The organism is Thermoactinomyces sp. FSL K6-2592 (genome assembly GCF_038006465.1).
Classification (GTDB): Bacteria; Bacillota; Bacilli; order Thermoactinomycetales; family Thermoactinomycetaceae; genus Thermoactinomyces; species Thermoactinomyces vulgaris.
Genome location: NZ_JBBOVH010000001.1, coordinates 2,229,055 through 2,250,415, shown reverse-complemented (window position 1 = coordinate 2,250,415; position 21,361 = coordinate 2,229,055). Strand labels below are relative to the sequence as shown.

Annotated in this window: 23 protein-coding genes; 12 read left to right on the top strand and 11 right to left on the bottom strand. The window is 47.2% G+C overall.

Annotated elements, in window-relative coordinates; translation table 11 throughout:
• Positions 1-124: 124 nt before the first annotated feature.
• Entirely contained in the window at positions 125-490 is a 366-nt protein-coding gene (locus NYE37_RS11635) for a hypothetical protein (protein ID WP_037994271.1), read from the bottom strand.
• A gap of 206 nt (positions 491-696) precedes the next feature.
• Here NYE37_RS11635 and NYE37_RS11630 point away from each other — a divergent pair, with 206 nt between their 5' ends.
• Entirely contained in the window at positions 697-981 is a 285-nt protein-coding gene (locus tag NYE37_RS11630; protein ID WP_131470847.1) for a hypothetical protein, read from the top strand.
• A 50-nt stretch (positions 982-1,031) separates the two neighbouring features.
• Here the strand turns inward: NYE37_RS11630 and NYE37_RS11625 are convergent, their stop codons facing one another.
• The gene (locus NYE37_RS11625; RefSeq protein ID WP_181732542.1) at positions 1,032-2,357 is read right to left on the bottom strand and encodes a 6-phospho-beta-glucosidase; all 1,326 of its coding nucleotides are present in this window, start codon (positions 2,355-2,357) and stop codon (positions 1,032-1,034) included.
• A 250-nt stretch (positions 2,358-2,607) separates the two neighbouring features.
• On the opposite strand from NYE37_RS11625, the gene NYE37_RS11620 reads away from it, so the two are divergent.
• Positions 2,608-3,072 carry a hypothetical protein gene (locus NYE37_RS11620; RefSeq protein ID WP_049719727.1) on the top strand — a complete coding sequence of 155 codons (465 nt, stop codon included), beginning with the start codon at positions 2,608-2,610 and terminating at the stop codon, positions 3,070-3,072.
• A 31-nt stretch (positions 3,073-3,103) separates the two neighbouring features.
• Here NYE37_RS11620 and NYE37_RS11615 read toward each other — a convergent pair whose 3' ends face one another.
• Positions 3,104-3,706: a YczE/YyaS/YitT family protein gene (locus tag NYE37_RS11615; RefSeq protein WP_037994277.1), complete on the bottom strand. Its 603-nt coding sequence runs from the start codon at positions 3,704-3,706 to the stop codon at positions 3,104-3,106.
• Between the two features lie 108 nt (positions 3,707-3,814).
• Here NYE37_RS11615 and NYE37_RS11610 point away from each other — a divergent pair, with 108 nt between their 5' ends.
• A complete protein-coding gene (locus NYE37_RS11610) occupies positions 3,815-4,675 on the top strand; it encodes a tyrosine-type recombinase/integrase (RefSeq protein WP_049719728.1) in 861 nt (286 codons plus the stop codon).
• Between the two features lie 30 nt (positions 4,676-4,705).
• On the opposite strand, the gene NYE37_RS11605 is transcribed toward NYE37_RS11610, so the two are convergent.
• Positions 4,706-5,314: a DedA family protein gene (locus NYE37_RS11605; RefSeq protein ID WP_037994282.1), complete on the bottom strand. Its 609-nt coding sequence runs from the start codon at positions 5,312-5,314 to the stop codon at positions 4,706-4,708.
• Positions 5,315-5,645: 331 nt separating this feature from the next.
• Between NYE37_RS11605 and NYE37_RS11600 the strand changes: the two genes are divergently transcribed.
• From NYE37_RS11600 to NYE37_RS11585, 4 genes are all read left to right on the top strand, one after another.
• Complete coding sequence (locus NYE37_RS11600) at positions 5,646-7,115, top strand: catalase (protein ID WP_049719730.1); 1,470 nt, start codon at positions 5,646-5,648, stop codon at positions 7,113-7,115.
• 153 nt (positions 7,116-7,268) lie between these two features.
• Complete coding sequence (locus NYE37_RS11595; RefSeq protein ID WP_340712037.1) at positions 7,269-7,832, top strand: hypothetical protein; 564 nt, start codon at positions 7,269-7,271, stop codon at positions 7,830-7,832.
• 486 nt (positions 7,833-8,318) lie between these two features.
• Complete coding sequence (locus NYE37_RS11590) at positions 8,319-9,065, top strand: M15 family metallopeptidase (RefSeq protein WP_049719733.1); 747 nt, start codon at positions 8,319-8,321, stop codon at positions 9,063-9,065.
• 162 nt (positions 9,066-9,227) lie between these two features.
• Positions 9,228-10,028 (top strand): polysaccharide deacetylase family protein, encoded by an 801-nt coding sequence (locus NYE37_RS11585; RefSeq protein ID WP_049719734.1) that lies wholly within the window; start codon positions 9,228-9,230, stop codon positions 10,026-10,028.
• Positions 10,029-10,079: 51 nt separating this feature from the next.
• On the opposite strand, the gene NYE37_RS11580 is transcribed toward NYE37_RS11585, so the two are convergent.
• The 5 genes from NYE37_RS11580 to yunB form a co-directional block, all read right to left on the bottom strand.
• Positions 10,080-11,033 (bottom strand): class I SAM-dependent methyltransferase, encoded by a 954-nt coding sequence (locus NYE37_RS11580; RefSeq protein ID WP_121873929.1) that lies wholly within the window; start codon positions 11,031-11,033, stop codon positions 10,080-10,082.
• Between the two features lie 105 nt (positions 11,034-11,138).
• Entirely contained in the window at positions 11,139-11,429 is a 291-nt protein-coding gene (locus NYE37_RS11575; protein WP_049719736.1) for a hypothetical protein, read from the bottom strand.
• A 102-nt stretch (positions 11,430-11,531) separates the two neighbouring features.
• Positions 11,532-11,654, bottom strand: coding sequence for a hypothetical protein (locus NYE37_RS11570; protein WP_255347158.1), 123 nt, complete (start codon positions 11,652-11,654; stop codon positions 11,532-11,534).
• 27 nt (positions 11,655-11,681) lie between these two features.
• Positions 11,682-12,587 carry a cation diffusion facilitator family transporter gene (locus tag NYE37_RS11565; protein ID WP_340712036.1) on the bottom strand — a complete coding sequence of 302 codons (906 nt, stop codon included), beginning with the start codon at positions 12,585-12,587 and terminating at the stop codon, positions 11,682-11,684.
• Positions 12,588-12,649: 62 nt separating this feature from the next.
• Positions 12,650-13,264: a sporulation protein YunB gene (yunB, locus tag NYE37_RS11560; protein WP_170151196.1), complete on the bottom strand. Its 615-nt coding sequence runs from the start codon at positions 13,262-13,264 to the stop codon at positions 12,650-12,652.
• Positions 13,265-13,478: 214 nt separating this feature from the next.
• Here yunB and cls point away from each other — a divergent pair, with 214 nt between their 5' ends.
• The 3 genes from cls to NYE37_RS11545 all read left to right on the top strand — a co-directional run bounded on the left by cls (position 13,479) and on the right by NYE37_RS11545 (position 17,436).
• On the top strand, positions 13,479-14,936 hold the full coding sequence (gene cls / locus NYE37_RS11555) for a cardiolipin synthase (RefSeq protein ID WP_052186660.1): 1,458 nt from the start codon (positions 13,479-13,481) through the stop codon (positions 14,934-14,936).
• 150 nt (positions 14,937-15,086) lie between these two features.
• Complete coding sequence (locus tag NYE37_RS11550; protein WP_037994327.1) at positions 15,087-15,911, top strand: undecaprenyl-diphosphate phosphatase; 825 nt, start codon at positions 15,087-15,089, stop codon at positions 15,909-15,911.
• A gap of 169 nt (positions 15,912-16,080) precedes the next feature.
• A complete protein-coding gene (locus NYE37_RS11545) occupies positions 16,081-17,436 on the top strand; it encodes an alanine/glycine:cation symporter family protein (RefSeq protein WP_037994295.1) in 1,356 nt (451 codons plus the stop codon).
• A gap of 42 nt (positions 17,437-17,478) precedes the next feature.
• On the opposite strand, the gene NYE37_RS11540 is transcribed toward NYE37_RS11545, so the two are convergent.
• Together NYE37_RS11540 and NYE37_RS11535 are read right to left on the bottom strand one after the other, a co-directional pair.
• Positions 17,479-18,435, bottom strand: a complete 957-nt coding sequence (locus NYE37_RS11540) for an L-threonine 3-dehydrogenase (protein ID WP_049719740.1) — start codon at positions 18,433-18,435, stop codon at positions 17,479-17,481.
• Between the two features lie 33 nt (positions 18,436-18,468).
• Positions 18,469-19,659 (bottom strand): glycine C-acetyltransferase, encoded by a 1,191-nt coding sequence (locus NYE37_RS11535; protein ID WP_037994332.1) that lies wholly within the window; start codon positions 19,657-19,659, stop codon positions 18,469-18,471.
• A 255-nt stretch (positions 19,660-19,914) separates the two neighbouring features.
• Here NYE37_RS11535 and NYE37_RS11530 point away from each other — a divergent pair, with 255 nt between their 5' ends.
• Both NYE37_RS11530 and NYE37_RS11525 read left to right on the top strand, forming a co-directional pair.
• Entirely contained in the window at positions 19,915-20,403 is a 489-nt protein-coding gene (locus NYE37_RS11530) for an SRPBCC family protein (RefSeq protein WP_037994334.1), read from the top strand.
• A 176-nt stretch (positions 20,404-20,579) separates the two neighbouring features.
• Positions 20,580-21,338, top strand: coding sequence for a hypothetical protein (locus NYE37_RS11525; protein WP_049719741.1), 759 nt, complete (start codon positions 20,580-20,582; stop codon positions 21,336-21,338).
• The last annotated feature ends 23 nt before the right edge of the window (positions 21,339-21,361 follow it).

Here is a 21,361-nt window from a genome sequence, read left to right as displayed (position 1 = left end):
AAAGAAATCGGCCCATCCCTAAATTTATGGCTGAGCCACTTAGACAGTATATATATAATGATCTTAACAATTGCAACATTAAATACGAAAGGGCAGGAAGACCGCACGGCGGCCGGCCTGTCCTTTACTTTTTCGCTGAATCGTCAATTGCTTGAACGGCCAGGTTGAACGCTTGGATTCTTCTTTCCAAAAGCGTTTTTTGCGGACTTCCTTCTTTTGACTTTGCGTAAATCTTTTCAATGGAAGGGAGCAAACCGGTGAGAATTTGGCGGGCTTCGGTCAGCTCTTCCGATGTGAAAGGATGAGGCCTTTGATACCAGGCGTATTCCAGCATGGCCAAGCCGATGTGAAAGGCTTTGAGCCTTTTCCGGATGAGGGAGGTGTTTGCGCCTTTTTGCGTCATCTGATCCAAGGCATTCTCCGATTTGCGGATGGTGGATTGAAAGGATTGGATGGATTCGGTTATCACGCTGGCAGGTACATTCTCCATGTTTTGTCTCCTCTCCCTGTTTTTTCTTCGCACGGTCATGATGATCCTTTTGTTTCAGAGTGTCAAGAGCAATTTTGCATCTGCATGCAAAGCAAATGACAGGGGGAATCAAGAAGAAGTTTAATTTCATGAAATTTGGTTCTTGGTTTAGACCAATTGCAGGGAAATTCATAGAATAATTTAGCTTTGTAAAAAGGAGGGATAGGATGACAGAGTTTGGAATCCACCTTGGCCAAGATCATGGGGTCACTGCGGCACAGGCAAGGAGAATTTTCGTTCTCCGCCGGGGAGAGAGAAGAATTGTGCGCTGCGGAAGAAGAGTGGTGCGCATTCGCCGCTTTTTTTTGCGCCCCGGTGAAGTTTTGGTGGTCATCTGCGGCCGGGGCCGGCACAGACAAACCTTTATTTTTGTCTGCAGAGGGCGGCGCATCCGGAGAACGATTGTCCGGAGAGTTCGCCGAAATACGCTGATTTCGGTGCGTTGTGTTTAATCCGGTTCTCTAATTTTATGGTTGGGACGGGGAATGAATCCCCGCCTTTTTTATTGTTGAAATTGCGGCAGATATTTTTGGTGGGCTTTCAGCATTTCATCCAGGATTTTTTTGGCGGCGGAGTCGGAAGGGACGAGCGGATTGATGGTCATGGCAAGCAGGGCGGTATGGTAGTTGCCGGTTACGGCGGCTTCGGCGGCAACCCGTTCGAAGGATTTAATCTGTTGGACGAGGCCTCTGACGGGGATGGGCAGGTCTCCGATGGCGATGGGTTTGGGGCCGCTTGCGGTGATGACGCAGTTGATTTCGACGGCGGAATCGTGGGGGATGCTGGCGATGGCGCCTTGATTTTTTACATTGACGGTTTGGATGTCTTTGCGGTCATGATAAATGGAGTCGATCAGGTTGCAGGCGGCATCACTGTAGTAAGCGCCGCCGCGTTGTTCCAGTTCGGGCGGTTTGGCGGCGAGCTTTGGGTCTTTGTATTTTTCAAACAGTTCAGCTTCCACTTTTTGCACCACTTCGGCGCGGGTTCCGGTTTTTCGCGCTTGCTCTTGTTCTTCGGCCAGCATTTTTTCCGTTTGGAAGTAGTACCGGTGATACGGACAAGGAAGGATGCCCAACGCTTTGATAAACTCTTTTTCCCAGCCCAAGTCAATAATGTTTTTGGCACGGATGCCGGAGGTGTCTCCTTGGGCGATCCGGTCAATGATTTGTCCGGTGATGTTTTGCCCGTCGAGATAAACGTTGAGCCCGAAGACCATGTGGTTTAATCCGGCAAAGTCGATATGAATCCGCTCCGGCTCGACCTGAAGCATTTGGGCCACGCTCATTTTCATTCCGACGGGAATGTTGCAAAGGCCGGCCACTTTGGTAAGCGGGCTGTATCGGAGGATGGCTTCCGTGACCATGCCGGCCGGATTGGTGAAATTGATCAGCCAGGCATCGGGACAAAGGGTTTCCATCTCTTTGCAGATATCCAGGATGACGGGGATGGTGCGAAGTCCTTTGAAAAGGCCGCCCGGCCCGTTGGTTTCCTGTCCGATCACACCGTATCGAAGAGGGATCTTTTCATCCAATGCCCGGGCGCGAAGGCCTCCGACCCGGAACTGGGTGATGACGAAATCCGCACCTTGAAGCGCTTGCTGCCGGTCTAACGTGAGATGAATGCGGATGGGCAGTCCGGCTTTGTTCACCATGCGTTTGGCCAGATTCCCGACAATGTTTAATTTTTCTTTTCCCTCGGGAATATCGACCAGCCACAATTCCCGGACAGGCAGATGGTCGTATCTTTTGATGAATCCTTCGACCAGTTCCGGCGTATAGCTGGACCCGCCGCCGATGGCGACAATTTTTAATCCATGTTTTCGGGTCATGGAAACGACACCTCCGGATGAATTCGGTTGGATATTTATAAAAACATTCCTATTATTCATTATATAGGATCTGAAGGTCGGGAACCAAAAGAGTGATCCGGATGGCAAAGATATTGGTCAGGCTTTGATGGCGGGCATACCAACTTTCGCTTGGCAAATGGCGCTTATAAAAAGGGATGGATCCGTCCATATTAAAAATTGAAAACATGTGTTGATTCCGGAAATTGTTTTGCCATAAAGGAGGAAACCGATGCGCTTTTGGATTGTGATGTTCAGTTTGATTTGGCTGGTCACGGGATGTTCGGCAAGCGGGGAAAACCAGAGTGCTGATTTCAGCAAAGGGGCCGTTTTTTATTTGGACAAGACGTTTGCCGAAAGGGCCAGGTTTTTCCGAAATGCTTTCCGGACTACCAAGATCCATGTTTGCACCCTCGACCGGGCCAATGCCGAAGCACGGAGGGAAGCCGCTTTTAAAAACCATCCCGTAAAAGATGGTTATGACCGGGTGGAGTGGCCGCTTCATGTCTGCAAGGAGGGCGGAGCCGGTTCGTATGTGGATTATGTTCCCAGTGACAACAACCGGGTGGTGGAAAACTGGATCCAAGAACAATTGAGCCAATATCCGGATGGGACCCGCCTGATATTCCGAATTGGGAAAAACCTGGAGATCAAGGCGTTGGCGCCTCCGGGCAATGATCCATCCCTGGCTTCGTAGGGATGGCCGTTTTTTTGCCGAAGAGGATGGATTATTTTACCCGTTCCAACAACCCATCGATTTTGGGGGCAAAAAACTGCACCAAAGGGCCGCTTAAAAAGGTGAAGATGACAGTTCCGACCGAAATCGGCCCGTGAAGCATCAATGCGAAAACAAGCGCGAAGCCGTCCATGAGGGTTTTGGATACAGCCAGGCTCAGCCTGAACCGCCGGCACAGGACATACATCAGATCATCACATGGTGTCAGCGCAAATTTTCCTTGTACATAGACCGAAATGCCAAAACAGGTGCAAAGCAGTCCGGCCCAAAACGTGAGCATTTGCTCCAAGCGATTGACCGGATAAAAGGAAAGGATGTTCAGCCAAAAATCGATGCAGGTTCCGAGAATGAGCACCGTCAGCAATGAAAAAAGATCCGGCCTGCTCTTTTTTAAACCGGCATTGAGCAAAATGATCAGCATTCCGATGAGAATCACCCATGTCCCGACGGTGAATCCAAACTGATTACTCATTCCCACATATAATCCGTTCCAGGCATCGGTTCCCGCCCGGGAGACGATCATCAGCGTGATTCCCAGTGATTTGATGATCAAACCGGCGGGGTAGCACAGCATGCGCATGATAAGCTTGTACATCAGCGAAACCAACCTTGTCCGTTTTTGATTATTTATATGTTTCAACTTCCAACAATTTGCCAACTGATCCGGATGTTATAATGGGAGACACCAAGGGAGGTGTGATTTGTGGATTTCAGCAGTTTTTCGGATTTTGTGGATGAGTTTGTGAAGTGGTTGGTTGACACAGGAAGAAGGCAGCGGACGATTGATGAATATGTGATGACGGTGTTGATGTTCGCGGCATGGTTTCAGCAAAAATATCCTTCATTGGCCTTGCCTACCCAGGTATTGAGCTCTCATATCATTGCTTTTCAACAGGAATTGTTAACGCAGAGAAAGCTTTCGATCGCCACGGTTCATAAATATATGGCTTCATTAAAATCTTTTTGGGACTTTTTGATCGAAAAAAATCTGGCGGGAACCAATCCATTGCTGGAGATTGATTGGAAAACACCTTCTTCCCCAACCGTTTTGCCTCCCCACTCCTGGTTGAGTAAAGAGGAAGAGAAGCGGTTGCTGAACCGGGTGGAGCTGGAGAAAAATGATTGGAAACGATCAAGGAACCGGTGCCTGTTGTTGTTGATGCTGGACGCGGGTTGCACGGTTTCTGAGCTGATTACGATGGATTGGGAGCAAATATTGTGGGAAGATCACGAAATTTTAGTGAAAAACGAACAGGGAGAACGAAGGATTCCGGTCACGCAACGTCTTTACCGGGCGCTGAATGACTGGCGGAGAGAAGGGGGAAACAAAGGGACGGTGGTTTGCACCCAAAACGGGGAAAAAATGTCCAGGCAGGGGGTTCATTACCTGGTGAAAAAATATTTGAAGGAGGTCGGGTTAAAAGAGTATTCGCCCCATACCTTAAGGCACACCTTTTGCCGCCGGTTAATCGAAGCCGGAGCCGATTTAAAAACCGTTTGCCGTTTGGCCGGACACCAAAGCATGGAGACGACCAAAAGATATTTGGCAACAAACAAAAGGTAGGGAAGTTCCCTTTCCCTACCTTTTGTTTGTTTAATAAGCTTTGCGTTTTTTGACATACCAAGCGATCACCAAAATGAACAAAACGGCAAAAATGACGTAGAAAACGTTGGAGTAAACGCTCATATAATCCAACACCGTGGTCCAAGCTTCACCGAAAGCAGCTCCCAGCATGACCAAAATGGTGTTCCAGATCAGGGTTCCGATGGTGGTGAAAACCAAAAATATAACCATGTTCATGCGGGCCATGCCGGCCGGAACAGAAATCAGGCTGCGCACAATGGGAACCATGCGGCAAAAGAAAACAGTCCATACGCCATAACGTTCAAACCAACGATCTGCCTTATGGATATCTTCTTTCTTAATTTTCAGGATATGTCCCCAACGGTCAATGATCTTTTCCAGTTGGTTCACATTCAACAAAAACCCGATCAGATACAGGATGACGGCTCCGACAACGGCTCCTAATGTAGCTGCAACCACCACGCCGAAAACGGATAGTTCCGATTTGGTGGTCATAAATCCGCCAAAGGTGAGAACCACTTCCGAAGGGATGGGAGGGAAGATGTTTTCCAAAGCAATCATTAAAAAGACGCCAAAATATCCGAATTTTTCCATGAATTCAATAATCCAGTTCTCCATTTGCGTGTTTCAACTCCTCATCTATTTCCATGATTATTCCCACATAAGTATAGCGTGTTCATTGCTATTTTTATAGCTGATTATTAAAAGAAATGAAACAGATTCATGATTTTTTTGTTTCGGAGACCGTAAACGCAGGTCCGTTTGCGAATAATATTATCAGAGAGAAAGAAGAGATGTTCCCCGGATTTATGAAAGCGGTCCTGGACGGGATCGCTTTTTTTTTATGTCAAATCTTTTTCCGGAAAACCCATTGCATTTTTTCTAGATTATAATTATTATTAATAAAGAATGATAATAATAATCACCTTGAAAAGGGGTCGATAGACAGATGGATCAATCCAAAAAACGTTTAACCACGAACCAGGGGGCTCCTGTTGGCGACAACCAAAATTCCCGCACCGCAGGCCGGCGTGGTCCCACCCTGTTGGAAGATTATCATTTGATCGAAAAACTGGCGCACTTTGACCGTGAACGCATTCCGGAAAGGGTGGTTCACCCGAGGGGTGCCGGCGCACACGGTGTGTTTCGTGTGATCAACAGCATGAAAGAATATACGAAAGCGGCTTTCTTGCAAGAAGTGGGGAAAGAGACACCGGTATTTGTCCGTTTCTCAACCGTGATCAATTCCAAAGGTTCGCCGGAAACGGCCCGGGATCCGCGCGGTTTTGCAACGAAGTTTTATACTGAGGAAGGAAACTATGATTTGGTGGGGAACCATTTGCCGGTATTCTTTATTCGCGATGCCATCAAATTTCCGGATATGGTTCATTCGCTGAAACCGGCTCCCGATACCAATATCCAGTCGCCGGACCGGTATTGGGATTTCATGACACTGAGTCCGGAATCCACACATATGATGACATGGCTGTTTTCCGATTACGGCATTCCCGCGAACTACCGGCAAATGGAAGGGTTTAGTGTACATGCGTTTAAATGGGTAAATCATGAAGGTAAAGTCGTATATGTTAAATATTACTGGAAACCCCTCCAGGGTGTCAAAAATTTGACCGCGGAAGAAGCAATGGAAATCCAAGGAAAAGACGCAAACCATGCCACACGCGATCTGTTTGAAAATATTGCAAAAGGAAATTATCCCGAATGGGATCTTTACGTCCAAATCATGCCGCCGGAAGATATGGATAAATTTGATTTTGATCCGCTGGATGCAACCAAAATCTGGCCGGAAGACGAGTATCCGTGGCAATTGGTCGGCCGCATGACTTTGAACCGGAACCCGCAAAACTTCTTTGCCGAAGTCGAGCAAGCGGCATTTTCCCCGAGTGCGCTGGTTCCGGGAATTGAGCCGTCGGAAGACAAATTGTTGCAAGGACGGTTGTTTTCTTATCCGGATACGCAACGTCACCGTTTGGGGGCAAACTACCTGCACCTCCCGATCAACCGGCCGATTGCTCCGGTGAATAACTATCAAACGGACGGACCCATGCAAATGAAGCAAGATGTCCCGACCGTTAACTATGAACCCAACCGCTATGACGACCGTCCGAAAGAAGATCCGGCATACTTGGAAAGCGAAACCCCGCTGGAAGGAAACGCCGGACGGAATAAAATCTATAAAACCCTCGACTTTAAGCAGGCAGGCGAACGTTACCGTTCGTTTACAAAAGAAGAGCAGGACAATTTGATCAAAAACCTGACAAATGATTTGAAAGAAGTGCATGAAGAGACGAAACAACGGGCCATCTACAACTTCTACCGTGCGGATGAAGAATACGGCACTCGTTTGGCGGATGCTTTGGGAGTCAATATCGCTGACGTCCTCGGGAAATTTCAATCATAATCCCGTATGAAGGCAGACTGAAAGGCTGTTGGCTTATTAAAAGTCAACAGCCTTTTTTAATGTTTTATTCCGGGGGTTGCGATAATTCTTGTGAAACAGTTTTATGATAAGATAAATGAATAGAATTATAATTTCCGAAAAGGAGATTTTAATTTGGAAGCCATTGGTCATGCCGGACTGAAAAAAACATACCGGGCAGCCGGATTTAAAAAAATTCCGGTAGTGGCAATGATTCTTTTGCAAGTGGTGACATGGCGGTTTTATGGTTATTACTGGTATTTGGGCAGAAAAAAAGCGATTCAGCAATTAAACACCCAAAAGCGTTTCCCGTTTTGGTATATCTGGATCGCCGCATTGCTTGATTTTGCCATGAGTTTTGTATGGTTGTTTGCGGGATTGGCAGGACTTGAGTTTTCCTACGAATTTTTAGATTTCTATCTTGAATTTGTTGCTTTGGTGATTTTCCCGGTTTTGTTTGTTCTAAACCGGATCATTCCCGTTTATTTACGGGGCATGTTTTTGGAGCATGAGGGGAAAGGCACCGACCTCGCCAATCAAATCGTCACCTATCTGTTGGCCTTTTTTCTGGGGGCTTTCTATCTGCAGTATCTGATCAATCAACAGAAGGCAGGAGATGAAGTTCTGGAAGAAGACACTCTCCCGGGGGAAGAAGAAGGCTGGAAAAAAGTACTGAAAAAATCAATGGTTATAATGTGATGGCAGCCGTGACGCTCCTTGTCAAATTTGTGGTGACATATAACATAATCCTTTTGCTGCCCGATCTCAGTTCGAGGATTACGGTGGTTATCCTTTTTGTGTTTCTTTGGTCACCTTTCGGCATTGCTTCTCTTTTGTGGGCCGTTGTATCGCTGATGTTGAGAAAGATTGGATCTTGATCGGACTCAATGTCCTGGATACCATCGTGTTGTTTGCAAAAGGTTATTTCCATTCATAATACATAGAAAAATGAGGCGGGATACCGATTGCGCCTTGAACCGGGAGAAGGGGGAAGAGTAATTCTTTCTTCTGCTTTCATGTTACAAAATGGTTAAAAACGGCAAAAAAGGCTGATATTTTTTCGAACAACGAAGAGTTCCCCCGCACATACCGTTGGATTAGCGATATAATGATATGAGGAAGTTCAATGGTTTATCCGTTGACACGTTCGCTTGGACGGATATGCACACTGGAGGCAGGACAGATATGAAAAAAATGTTTTTCAAATCCATTTCGATTCCACTGATTGCAGGCACAGTGCTATTGGCCGGCTGTACTCAGACGGATGTGCCGGCTGATGCCAAAAATATAGAACCCAAACAGGAAAAGGTGACACAGGAGAAACCCAAACCGGTACCGCCGCAGGAAAAATGGGATATTGATACGCCGGATTCGATCACGGTGGTGGTGAATAAAAAGAGAGAAATTCCGGCGGATTATGTTCCCCCGGATTTGGTTGAACCGGATGTGACCTTTTCTTTTGCCGGCACCGCTGAAAAGAAATTGATGCGAAAGGAAGCGGCAGAAGCCTTGGCGGAATTGTTCAAGGCGGCTGAAAAAGACGGGGTTGATCTGGTTGCCGTATCCGGTTACCGTTCATATAAGCGGCAACAAGCGACGTATCAGTCTGCTTTGCAACGCAAGGGGATGGCCGATACGTCGAAGTATAATGCCCGGCCGGGACACAGCGAACATCAGACCGGACTGGCGATGGACGTTTCCAGTTCCATCGTTAATTATCAGTTGATTGAATCATTCGGAGAAACCAAAGCCGGACGTTGGCTTGCCGATCATGCGGCGGAGCATGGCTTTATTATCCGGTATCCCAAAGGAAAAGAAGACGTGACCGGTTATGCTTATGAGCCGTGGCATATTCGGTATGTGGGCAAAGAATTGGCCAAAGAGCTGAATGAAAAAGGACTGGTCATGGAAGAATATTTTTCTTTAAAATGACATAAGGATCAACGATCGCAGATGTGGTGTCATTGTAATGCAAAAGGTTCACATGATCATCAAAAATTTCCACGGATCATCGCTTGAATTTAGATTCATAGATGGCATAGATTTAATATAGGATCGCTTACTATATAGAAGAATAGAGTAGGAAGTTCATCGATGAGAAAGTTAATCTTACTGTTGTCGTGTTGTTTTTTGCTCAGCGGTTGTGCAGGCACGCCTTTGTTTGCAGCAAATCCGGAAGAGCAGCCGGATGCATTGAACGAAAAAACGCTTGCCATGCCGGATAAACTTGCGGAGAGGGCTTCTGTCCCTTCTTTTTATTATCACGCGAAACCAGCTGCAACTTATTACCAGAGCGCGACCAAAGAGAAAAAAATTGCACTCACTTTTGATGACGGACCGGATGCTACATATACCAGTCAGGTTCTGGACATTTTAAAGCAACAGCAGGTGCCTGCCACATTTTTCGTGATCGGCAATCAAGTGCCGCGCCATCCAGACGTGGTCAAAAGGATTGTGGATGAAGGACATGTGATTGCCAGTCATACCTGGAGCCATCCGAATTTGGTGAAGGAGAATGATGCGAAAGTACGGCAGGAAATCACCAAAACCTATCAAATCGTGGAAAAACTGACAGGCAAAAAAATGGCGATGCTGCGACCGCCATACGGGGCTGTCAAAGGAAAAGAAAAATTGATCCATCAAATGGGGATTTCCGTCATTCAATGGGATATCGACACATTGGACTGGGAACCGGGACAGACACCGGACCGGATTTTTCAAAATGTGGTCCAACATGCATCACCCGGCAGCATTGTCTTACAGCACAGCGGAGGAGGCAATCGTTCGGCAACGGTTCAAGCCCTCCCCCGGCTGATTCAACAGTTAAAACAAGAAGGCTACCAGTTTGTCACCGTGAATGAACTTTTGGATATTCCTGCGTACCATCAGGATTAAACGGGAAACCAGTGCCTCTTTAAGGTTCATTGTAGGCATTGGTTTCTTTTTTTATTCCATTTGGCGAAAAAAAGATCGAAAGAATCGGATCCGGGGTTGTTCTTCGCTTTTAACGCGGGCCAGAGCCGCCCGGTAAAACCGGTATTCTTCGATATGGGGACTTCGTGGATTCATATAACGCTGCCGGAACGTTTTGGAATCCACATCTTCCACCAATTCCAGCCCATAACGGTACAAGTAATCCGGGAGCTCTTTGGGATCAAAACCAAAGATCCACGGTTCCCCCATTTGCTTGACCCAACGGCGGATCCAGTTAGCTTTTGGCCCGTTCAACCACTGTTCAATCGCTTTTTTATGGACATAGGTGAAAAGCAGAAAGCTGCCGGGGGCCGTCCCGCTGATAAAATCCATGGTTTGGTCCACTGCGCGGCGGGTCAGATATTGGGTGACACCTTCCCAGATAAAAAAAGCGGGCTTGTTTTTGTTGAACCCGTGTTGCCGCAATGTTTCGTTGATCTTTTCAATGTTCAGATCGGTTTTAACAAAAGAGACATTCCCGGGGAACCGGTGAAGAAGGCGATCCAGTTTTGTCCTTTTCAAACGCAAGATTCCTGCTTGATCCACTTCAAACACCCGGGTTTTCCGGCATTCCGGGATGCGGTAAGGGCGGGAATCGTATCCGGAACCGAGGATCACCACTTGTGATATTCCCCGGGACAAAGCATAGATCAAATGGTCGTCAATGAGGCGGGTTCGGGCCACGCCGGAAGCCCTGGCTCCGGGTTCAACGCGATCAATCAGTCCGGGAATCCACCAGCCGGCAACCGGAATGCGGGCCAATGCTGCAATTAATTTCAATGGCCGGCTTAAAAAATGAAATGCAAACGGATCTTCCACCAAACGCCGTTCTTTGGGAAAAGAGTATTCCAACGTGCGGAACAAAGCGGCAAACTCGGCCGTTTTACTGGCACGCTTGAATTGCCGGATATCGATTTTTTCATTCATTTACGTCGCTCCCCAAAACGGATGGATTTGCTGAATGTTATTCTTAAAAAGGCGGATTCATGCTTGAATGGGGAGTAAAAAAACAGACAGGTCATTCACACCTGTCTAATCCCAAAGGGCTTTGATAAACTTTTCAATATTATCCCATGCTACTTTTAGATCCTTCGGAATAGGCTGTACATTGGGATTGTGTACATATGAATTAAGAGTATTTGTAGAAGCTAAGGAATCTTGAGAGGAAACTATTAAATGTACAGGCTTTAAATCGTCTTTTTCTAATATTTCGTTGCTTTTCATAAACTCTGATACTGACTGGATTTTTCGGCTTAGTTTTGCATCCCTACTACAGCTTTTGATATTTTTTTCCTCGATATAATTCTCAATACTCAACTCCAATTTTATACCCCATAAGCCGGGTGCAATCCGGGTTTTGGGGACAGCTTTTCAATCGGGAAAATGGATAGAATAAAAGCCCCGCCACATCGGCCGGGGCTTTTGTTATGAAGTGATGGAAATGGCAAAAATCAAGATGAGAAGTGCAATCAAAAAGGCGGAGGAAACGATGGTAAATAATATTTTTTTCTCTTGTTTTGCGTTTTCTTTGTGTTCTTCGTTTTGCATCATGAATGCTCCTTTCTGTCAAGTTGGTCAGTGAAGAAGGTGTCCGGCTTGATGCTGAAAATCAGTGGTTTCGATTTGAATGGTGGTGTGTTGGATGGCAAATTGTTGTTCGATCACCTCGATGGCGGTTTTTAAGATTTGTTGCGGGTCTGTATCCTTTTCCACCAGCAAGTGGCAAGATAAGGAATCGATGCCCGACGTGATGGTCCAGATGTGAAGATCATGGACATTGATGACACCGGGAATCTGTTTTAATGCTTGTTCCACTTTTTCGCGATCCACCGTGACAGGTGTGCCTTCCATCAAGATATGGACCGAATGGGTGATCACTCCCCATGCATTTTTTAGGATGATGACGGCAACGATGATGCTGAGAAGCGGATCGGCCAGGTAAAAAGAAAACAGACTGATCATGAGGCCGGCGATGATGGCGCCCAGTGAACCCAAGGCGTCACCCAATACATGCAGGTAGGCGCTTTTGACATTCAGGTTTTCTTTCACATCCCCTTTTTTAAAGAGAATCCAGGCGCTCATCACATTGGCGATCAGTCCGATGGTTGCAATGGCCATCATCATGTTCCCTTGGATCTCGGGCGGGGCAAAAAAACGTTGGATGGCTTCCCACACGATGAACCCGGCGATGATGAACAAGGTGACGCCGTTAAAAAGCGCCGCCAAGATTTCAAACCGGTAATAGCCGTATGTTTTGCGGGCTGATGGCGGCCGGGCGGCAAACCATAAGGCCGCCAGGCTCAGGGCGAGTGAGGTGCAATCGCTTAGCATGTGCCCGGAGTCCGATATCAAAGCCAGACTTTTTGTCCATAATCCGCCTGCAAACTCCAAAACCATTATACTTGCAGTGATTGCAAGTGCCATGGTCAGGCTTTGGCGGTTACGGGTGGAAGGGGTATGATGATGGTGATGCGAATGCATAAACAGTCCTCCTGTCATGATGGGTGCAGGCGGAAAAAAGCCGTTTCTTTCATTATAACAGTCTAATCATTTTGGGGGATTGGATTCAGGCCAAAAGGATAAAAATCCGGCACTTCCCCCACGATCACTTGCCGGGCAATGGGCTGGTTGAATTTTAGGGTATAATGTTCATTGGTTAAAGGCAATAACGACTGCATTTCGATGACAGCCTGCAGGTTTACGGTAATCAAGGTGGTATTGATTCCTTTTCCTTCGATACTGGATGTAAAGGTGACATGCGGGGTTCCTTCGACCCAGATATGAACCGGGATATTGGGGCCCATATCGGCAAATATGCTGCTCTGCAAGATTTTCCCAAAAGAAATGTGTTTCAGCCGGTTCTCTTCTTTACTCAATTCTTTCAGAATCCGTTGCGTCACCACCTGATAGGCTTTGGCTTCCATCTGGCTGTTGAACTGGACCCCGGTGATCCGGTTTTGTTTGTCGACTTGCAAGGTGGCCACCGGGTTCACCTTTTGCTGCATTTCTTCAATGCCTTTTAAAAATGCTTTTTGTGCCGTTTTTTTGGCTTCTTCTTCAGCGAGAGCGACCAATACGGGTTTCAATTGGTGGTTCACAAAGGTATAACCAAGGTAACCGGTCAATACAGTGAATCCGAGAAAGACAAGAAAAATCATTGAAGATGGCTTCAAAAACGTATTGGAAGTTCTGAAAGACGAGCGGGCAAACCTCGGTCTTCTTTTGTGTGTTTTAAAGCGTCTTCTCGCAAACAAACGAATGCGTCGGGAAAAACGGGGACCGAATGACATGGCTATTTCTCTCCTTTTCATATGTTTTATATGGCTTGTTTGGAGAGTTTATGAAAAATATGGGAAAAGCGGAGGAAGTGGGATGAATTTCGTGGACATGGGTGTACATTCGCTTTCATTGTTAACCATGGTGAATATTCTGTTGGCGATCGTCATTATATTTTTAGAGAGGCGGAACGTGGCCACAACCTGGGCCTGGATTTTGATCCTGCTGTTTCTGCCTGTTGTCGGCTTTATGCTGTATATTATTTTTGGACAAAATCTGAGCAAACGGAAAATCTTCCAGCTCAATGCCGAGCACACCGAAGAGTTTGTCCGTAAATTATCCGTACAAGCCAAGGAGTTGGAGGAGCGGCGGTTTCAATTCCGGGATCCGGAGATTGAACAATACCAGCCCATTATTTACATGAATCTGGTCAGCGGATACGGGCTGCTCACCCAGGACAACGAAGTGAAAATATTCACAGACGGGAAGGAAAAATTCCATGCTCTTTTAAAGGATATTGATCAGGCCAAAGATCATATTCATCTGCTTTATTTCATCATTAAAAACGACGGGATCGGCAATCAAATTGTGCAAGCTTTGACCCGAAAAGCCAAAGAGGGGGTCAAGGTGCGCGTCCTGTATGATGATATGGGATCGGCCTGGCTGCCGCCCCGCTTTTTTAAACCGCTCATCGAAGCCGGGGGAGAAGTAGCTGCCTTTTTTCCTTCCAAATGGATTCCGTATTTAAACTTCCGGGTGAATTACCGGAATCACCGCAAAGTCGTTGTCATTGACGGGAAAATCGGCTATGTCGGCGGTTTCAACATCGGCGACGAGTATTTGGGATTAAGCCCGAAGTTTGGTTATTGGCGGGACACTCATCTCCGGATCAAGGGAAGTTCCGTGGATGCTTTGCAATCCCGGTTTTTCCTGGATTGGAACAATGCTTCGGAAAAGGAGCTCCGTTATGAAAAACGTTACTTTCCGGAAAAATCATCCCAAGGGACTTCGGCGCTTCAGATTGTGTCCAGCGGTCCGGATTCCGAGTGGGAACAAATCAAAAACGGGATGATAAAAATGATTTATTCCGCCAAGGAACGCATAGATATTCAAACACCTTATTTCGTTCCCGACGACAGCTTGATGCATGCCTTAAAGATTGCTGCGCTGTCCGGAGTGGAAATCCGCCTGATGATCCCGAACCAACCGGATCACATGTTTGTTTACTGGGCGACGTATTCTTATATCGGGGAACTGTTGAAAGTGGGCGTGAAGTGTTTCATCTATGAAAAAGGATTTATCCATGCCAAAACCATCGTGGTCGACGGCAAAATTGCATCGGTGGGGACAGCGAATTTTGATGTGCGCAGTTTTAAATTAAACTTTGAGGTCAATGCCTTTTTATTTGATGTTCAGGTGGCCGGACGTCTGCAAACCATTTTTGAGCAAGATCTCAAAAACTCGCGGGAGTTGACGAAAGAGGTGTATAACCGGCGTTCCAACTGGATTCGATTTAAAGAATCGATTTCCCGGTTGCTCTCTCCGATTTTATAAAAAATAGTTATGAACATTTAAAAAATCTGTTGGACTTTTCATTGTCAAGAAAAAAGGAATTGTGCCATTATAGGAGATAGATTTTCTTTTTCCGAAGTCTTCACAGGAAATACATCACTAAGTCTGAAGGAAAAGGTGAGCGCATTGAACTTGTGGGAAATTTTTGTCGGGATCATCTTGGGGATGGTCGAAGGATTGACCGAATTTGCTCCTGTATCTTCAACAGGGCACATGATCTTGGTTGATGACATTCTTTTTAAAACGAAAGAGATTTTTTCCGAGCCGGTTGCCAATACATTCAAAGTGTGCATCCAGTTGGGTTCGATTTTGGCGGTGGTGATCGTCTTTAAAGACCGGATTCTGGATCTGTTGGGCTTGAAAAGAAAAGGCTCCGAAGAAGGCGAAAAGAAAGACCGCCTGACCTTGGGGCAAATCTTTGTCGGGTTGCTGCCGGCTGCCGTGTTGGGCTTTTTATTTGAGGACTTGATCGATGAACATCTCTTTGGCATGTCCACGGTACTCGTCGGTTTGGTGGCCGGGGCGATCCTGATGATTGTCGCAGACTGGTTCCGTCCGACCAGACCGAGAGTGGAAACGTTGGATCAAATCAGTTACAAAGACGCATTTCTCGTCGGGTTGTTTCAATGTATTGCCTTGTGGCCCGGTTTTTCCCGTTCCGGTTCCACCATCTCCGGCGGGGTTTTGATCGGTTTGAGCCACCGGACTGCTTCCGATTTTACCTTTATTATGGCCGTTCCCATCATGGCCGGGGCGAGCAGTCTGTCTCTGATTAAAAACTGGGAGTATTTTACGGCGGATGCTCTTCCTTTCTTTATCGCCGGTTTCATCAGTGCATTTCTTTTTGCGTTGTTGTCGATTCGCTACTTTTTGAAACTGATTAACAAAGTCAAGTTGGTGCCGTTTGCCGTATACCGGATTGTCTTGGCGGTAATCATTTATTTCTTGGTATTTTGATCCATTTTCTTGAAAGAAAGCTGCTCGATGGCGGGCAGCTTTTTTATTTGGCGGTTTCGGAAATTGTGAACATCTGTTGAAAAAAATGAAGGGGCCGTGATATTATCTTTTTAAATAAAATTATAAAAAAATTCATTCGATATGTGTTAGACAAAAAGGAGAAAACGGTATGGAATCATTTACTCAATGGTTGGATCAAATTTCGAATGTGGTTTGGGGTCCTCCCTTGCTGGTTTTATTGGTGGGGACAGGCATTTATTTATCGATTCGTTTGTCATTTTTGCAATTTTCCCAACTTCCTTACGCTTTGAAAACCGCCTTTTCCTTGAAACAGGATCATGAGTCGCAAGGGGATATTTCCCATTTTCAATCGTTGATGACCGCCCTTTCTGCGACGATTGGGACGGGAAATATTGCGGGGGTTGCCACGGCCGTGGTTGCCGGGGGGCCGGGAGCGGTGTTTTGGATGTGGATTACCGCGATTTTTGGCATGGCGACAAAGTATGCAGAGGCGATTTTGGCCGTGAAGTACCGGGTGGTTGGCGAGCGGAACGAGATGGCCGGCGGACCGATGTATTACATCGAACGGGGTCTGGGATGGAAATGGCTGGCGGTTCTGTTTGCCTTGTTTGGATCGATTGCCGCGTTTGGTATTGGCAGTATGGTGCAATCCAATTCCGTGGCGGAGTCGATGAAGGCCAGTTTTGGTGTGAATCCCTGGATTACCGGCGTTGTATTGACGGTGATCACCGGGATGGTGATTATCGGGGGCATCAAATCGATTGGCCGGGTGACCAGCTTTTTGGTTCCGTTGATGGCGATCTTCTATGTTTTGGGGGGGCTCCTCATCATTGTGCTTCATGTGGATCAACTGCCTTCCACCCTCGCCTTGATTTTTACGGATGCGTTTACGGGACAAGCGGTTGCCGGCGGAGCGATCGGGACGGTGATCCGCTATGGAGTGGCCCGGGGGGTATTCTCGAATGAAGCCGGGATGGGATCGGCTCCGATTGCTGCAGCCGCAGCCAAGACGGACCATCCGGGACGGCAGGCGCTGGTGTCGATGACGGGAACCTTTTTGGACACCATTGTTGTTTGTTCCATCACGGGAATCGGTCTGGTGATGGGCGGCTACTATGTCGGCAGCGATTTGACGGGAGCGGCATTGACGACCGAAACTTTTAACCGTTTGTTGCCGGGCCCGGGCGGATGGATCGTTACGATCGGCTTGATTTTCTTTGCTTATTCCACCGTGTTGGGATGGTCCTATTACGGCGAGAAATGTTTTGAATATTTGTTCGGTTCCCGGTCGGTCACGGGTTACCGGGTGGTCTTCACTTGTTCGGTGTTGTTGGGCTCGGGACTGAATTTGGCGTTGGTGTGGTCCATTGCGGATGTTTTCAACGGATTGATGGCCATTCCCAACTTGATCGGCCTGATCGGTTTGTCCGGCGTCGTGGTGGCGGAGTCCAAAGCGTTCACCCAAATCATCCGGCAAGAAAAAGAGAGATCTGAGAAAGAATGACAAAAGCCGTCTTCCCCGGAATCAGAGGGAAGACGGCTTTTTTTACGACAACACCGCAAATTTTTCTTGCAAACGGGTGAGCATGTCTTGGGTCATCTTTTCCAAGTCATATTCGGCATGAAAGCCCCACTCTTCTTTGGCGGCAGTGGCATCAATGGAGTCGGGCCAACTGTCGGCGATGGATTGCCGGACCGGATCCACCTGATAATCCAGTTGAAATTCCGGAATATGTTTGCGGATCTCCGCCGCAATTTCTTCCGGTTCGAAGCTCATGGCGGTCACATTGAAAGCATTGCGGTGTTTCAATTTGGCTGCGTCCGCTTCCATGAGCGTGATGATGGCATTCAAGGCATCCGGCATATACATCATGTCCATGTAAGTGCCCGGGGCAATATAGGAAGTGTATGCTTTCTTTTTCAGTGCTTCATAGTAAATTTCGACGGCGTAATCTGTGGTTCCGCCTCCGGGGGGAGCCACATATGAGATCAACCCCGGAAAACGCACACTCCGTGTATCCACGCCAAACTTGTGATAGTAATAATCACACAGCAACTCACCGGAAACTTTGTTTACCCCGTACATGGTGGTGGGGCGTTGAATCGTATCTTGCGGCGTATGTTTCTTGGGAGTAGACGGGCCGAAAGCACCGATGGAACTCGGGGTGAAAAATTGGCAACGAAGTTCCCGTGCCACTTCCAGTGCGTTGATCAGTCCACCCATATTGAGATTCCAGGCCATGAGCGGACGGTTTTCCGCGGTGGCAGACAATAATGCCGCCAAATGGATCAGGGTGTCAATTTGGTATTTTTTGGAAATATTGTACATGGCTTTGCCATCGGTCACATCCAGAATCTCAAACGGTCCGGAATGGACGACCGTACTGTCGGTTTCTCGGATATCCGTTGCAATGACATTGTGGTCTCCATAAATTTCCCTTAACTTTATTACCAGTTCCGAACCGATTTGTCCCAAAGCACCGGTAACCAATATTTTCTTCATGCAAAACGCCTCCTGCTGTCACAACTCGTCAAATTAAATGACGCCCATTTCTTTTCCCACTTTTTCATAAATCGCGAGCACGCGATCCAGCATCTCCCGGGTATGGGCCGCCGTCGGCATGTTCCGGACACGCCCGGTTCCTCTTGGAACAGTGGGGAAGACGATGGCTTTGGCATAAACGCCTTCTTCATTCAAGCGCCGGCTGAATTTCTGGGTGAGCACTTCATCGCCAATGATGCAAGGGGTGATCGGGGTTTCACTTTCACCGATATCAAAGCCCAGTTCCTTCAAGCCATTTTTCAGATAGCGCCCGTTGCTCCACAATTTGTCATGCAGTTCCGTACTGCTCATCAAAATCTCGATGGCTTTGATGCATGCAGCCACATCGGCCGGTGGCAGGGCGGTGGAGAACAAGAACGGACGGCTGCGGACTTTTAACCAGTCAATCAACAGCTTTTTGCCCGCGACATAACCACCGACGACGCCGATCGCCTTGGACAAGGTTCCGATTTGGAAATCCACTTGATCGGACAGTCCGAAGTGTTTCACCGTGCCGGCCCCTTTACCCAGGACACCCGAGCCGTGTGCATCGTCGACATAAGTGATCAGGTCAAAACGGTTGGCGATTTCCACAATCTCCGGCAACTTGGCGACATCGCCGTCCATGGAGAAAACGCCGTCTGTGATGACCATGATTTTTTTGTATTGTCCCGATTCTTTGGCTTCTTTTGCCTTGGCATACAAATCATCCATGTCGGAGTGATTGAAGCGGATGATTTTTGCTTTGGAAAGGCGGCAACCGTCAATAATGGATGCATGGTTCAGTTCGTCGGACAAGATGGCATCATTTTTATCCATCACGGCAGAAATTGCGGCCATATTGCAATTAAAGCCGGATTGATAAGCGATTGCCGCTTCTGTATTCTTAAATTCAGCAAGTTTTTCTTCCAACTGTACATGAAGACTCAGGGTTCCGTTGATGGTGCGAACGGCACCGGCACCGACGCCGTATTTTTGAACCGCTTCCAATGCCGCTTCTTTCAGGCGTTCGTCTGTTGCCAAACCCAAATAGTTGTTGGAAGAAAGATTGATCAATTCCCGGCCGTCGATTTCGATCACGGGTCCGTTGGGGCTTTCCAGCGGATCAATCACGTTGTAAAGGCCCCGGCTTTTTAAATCCTCCAAGTTGTCATGTAAAAACTGGTCTAATGTTTTGCTTGCCATGGCAACTCCTCCTTGCGCCATCCGTGTTTTCTTGAGCACAAACACATATGTCCGCATGACGAGGACATATTAAGGTGCGTCGGTCTTTTTATATCAACGTTTCTGATACTAATTTATCATATTTTCACAAAAATGTTTACTCACAGTGGACAAAAACAAACAGAGAGAAGCAGGCAGAAATCAAACATATTTTCTCCATCGACAGTGGAAAAATTCCAGTAAAATAAGAATAGATCAGGAATAAGGGGAAACATCATGAAACCACTGAAACAAAAGAATAAAGACACCATCTGCATTGAACATGTGTCCGTTTTTTATGTTCAGGCACCGCCGGAGTTTTGCTTTTCCAAATTAACGAATGAAAGAATCCGCCGCCGGGCCCATCAGGATGTGTTAGAGGTGGAGATGGAGCCGGAAGTGGGGGGAGTGTTCAGGATCACGTACGAAAAACCGGCCGGAACGGAAACCATCCAAATGAAAATTGCCGAATATGCTCCTCCTTCCTTATTAAAGACAACCGTTTCCACGGAAGAGGAAAACCTGACGCATACTTACCGGCTCAAACGGGTGGAAGCAGGAACCCGGCTCACGGTCATTACACAAAGAACCAGGAAATGGAATTGGTTGAACGGCATTCTTTATACCTTATTCAAAAGAAGAATGGATCAAAAAATGAATCATTATTGGAGTCGGTTGGCAGTGGAGATCGAAAAAGAATTTCAAGAGCGGCATTTATTCTCCTAAAGAATTCGGAAGCGTTTACCGGAGATGCCTTGTGTAAAGGGAAGTTTTCCGGTGAACGCTTTCGTTTGGCAACCCGCTGTGTTCATCGTTTGTTCATATTCGCGGGGGCAAAAGAGGTTTATTCCGTGGGCGAAACGAGAAATACTCAGGTAGAAAACATGGAGGAGGAAATGTAGGTGATCCAAAAACAGAATTTTGCAACGGATAAAGGAGCCATCCGCCATTTGGAGGCGTTGATTGAAAGCGGGAAAATCGGGGAGTATCCCCTGCTTGGGGAAGGGTTGAGCGGAAAAGTATATGATTATGACGGATTTGCAGTCAAAGTGTATAAAGAAAATTACAGCGAGAATGATGATTACAAAACATTGAGCGGTTTAAACGGCCATCCCGCATTTCCGGCATTTCATTACATCGATCAAAGAAAGCGGTGGATGGTGGTCGAGAAAGTGGACGGATTCACACTGGCGGAGGCCGTCCGGTCCGGAGAAAAGCTGGACAGCCGGACTTATGCGCAGATCGAGGAAATTGTGGAGGATTGTTATGACGAAGGAATCATCCCGTCTGATCTCCATCTGAACAATTTGATGTTGGACAAGGACACCAACCGGATCCGGGTGATTGATACAGGGCGTTTCTTTTTTACAGAGGACAAAGAGGCTTACCGGTCCCGCATCGGGGAGGAACTGGAATGTTTGCAATATCACTGCGGATTGTTCGGCAGCCTCTTTTCCTCATCCCGGCACAAGCACCGCCGCCGGCGTAAATATTCCAGCTCTTACCCGCGCCGTTACAAGTATTCGAGTTCTTACCCGCGCCACCACAAGTATTCAAGTTCATATCCGCGCCGTCGCCGTTATTCGTCTCCGTTTTTTTCATCATCGGACCGTTACCGCCATCGCAAATATAAAAAATATTTTTCGTTTTCCAGTTCCTGACCGAAGATGTCCCGAAGGGGGCG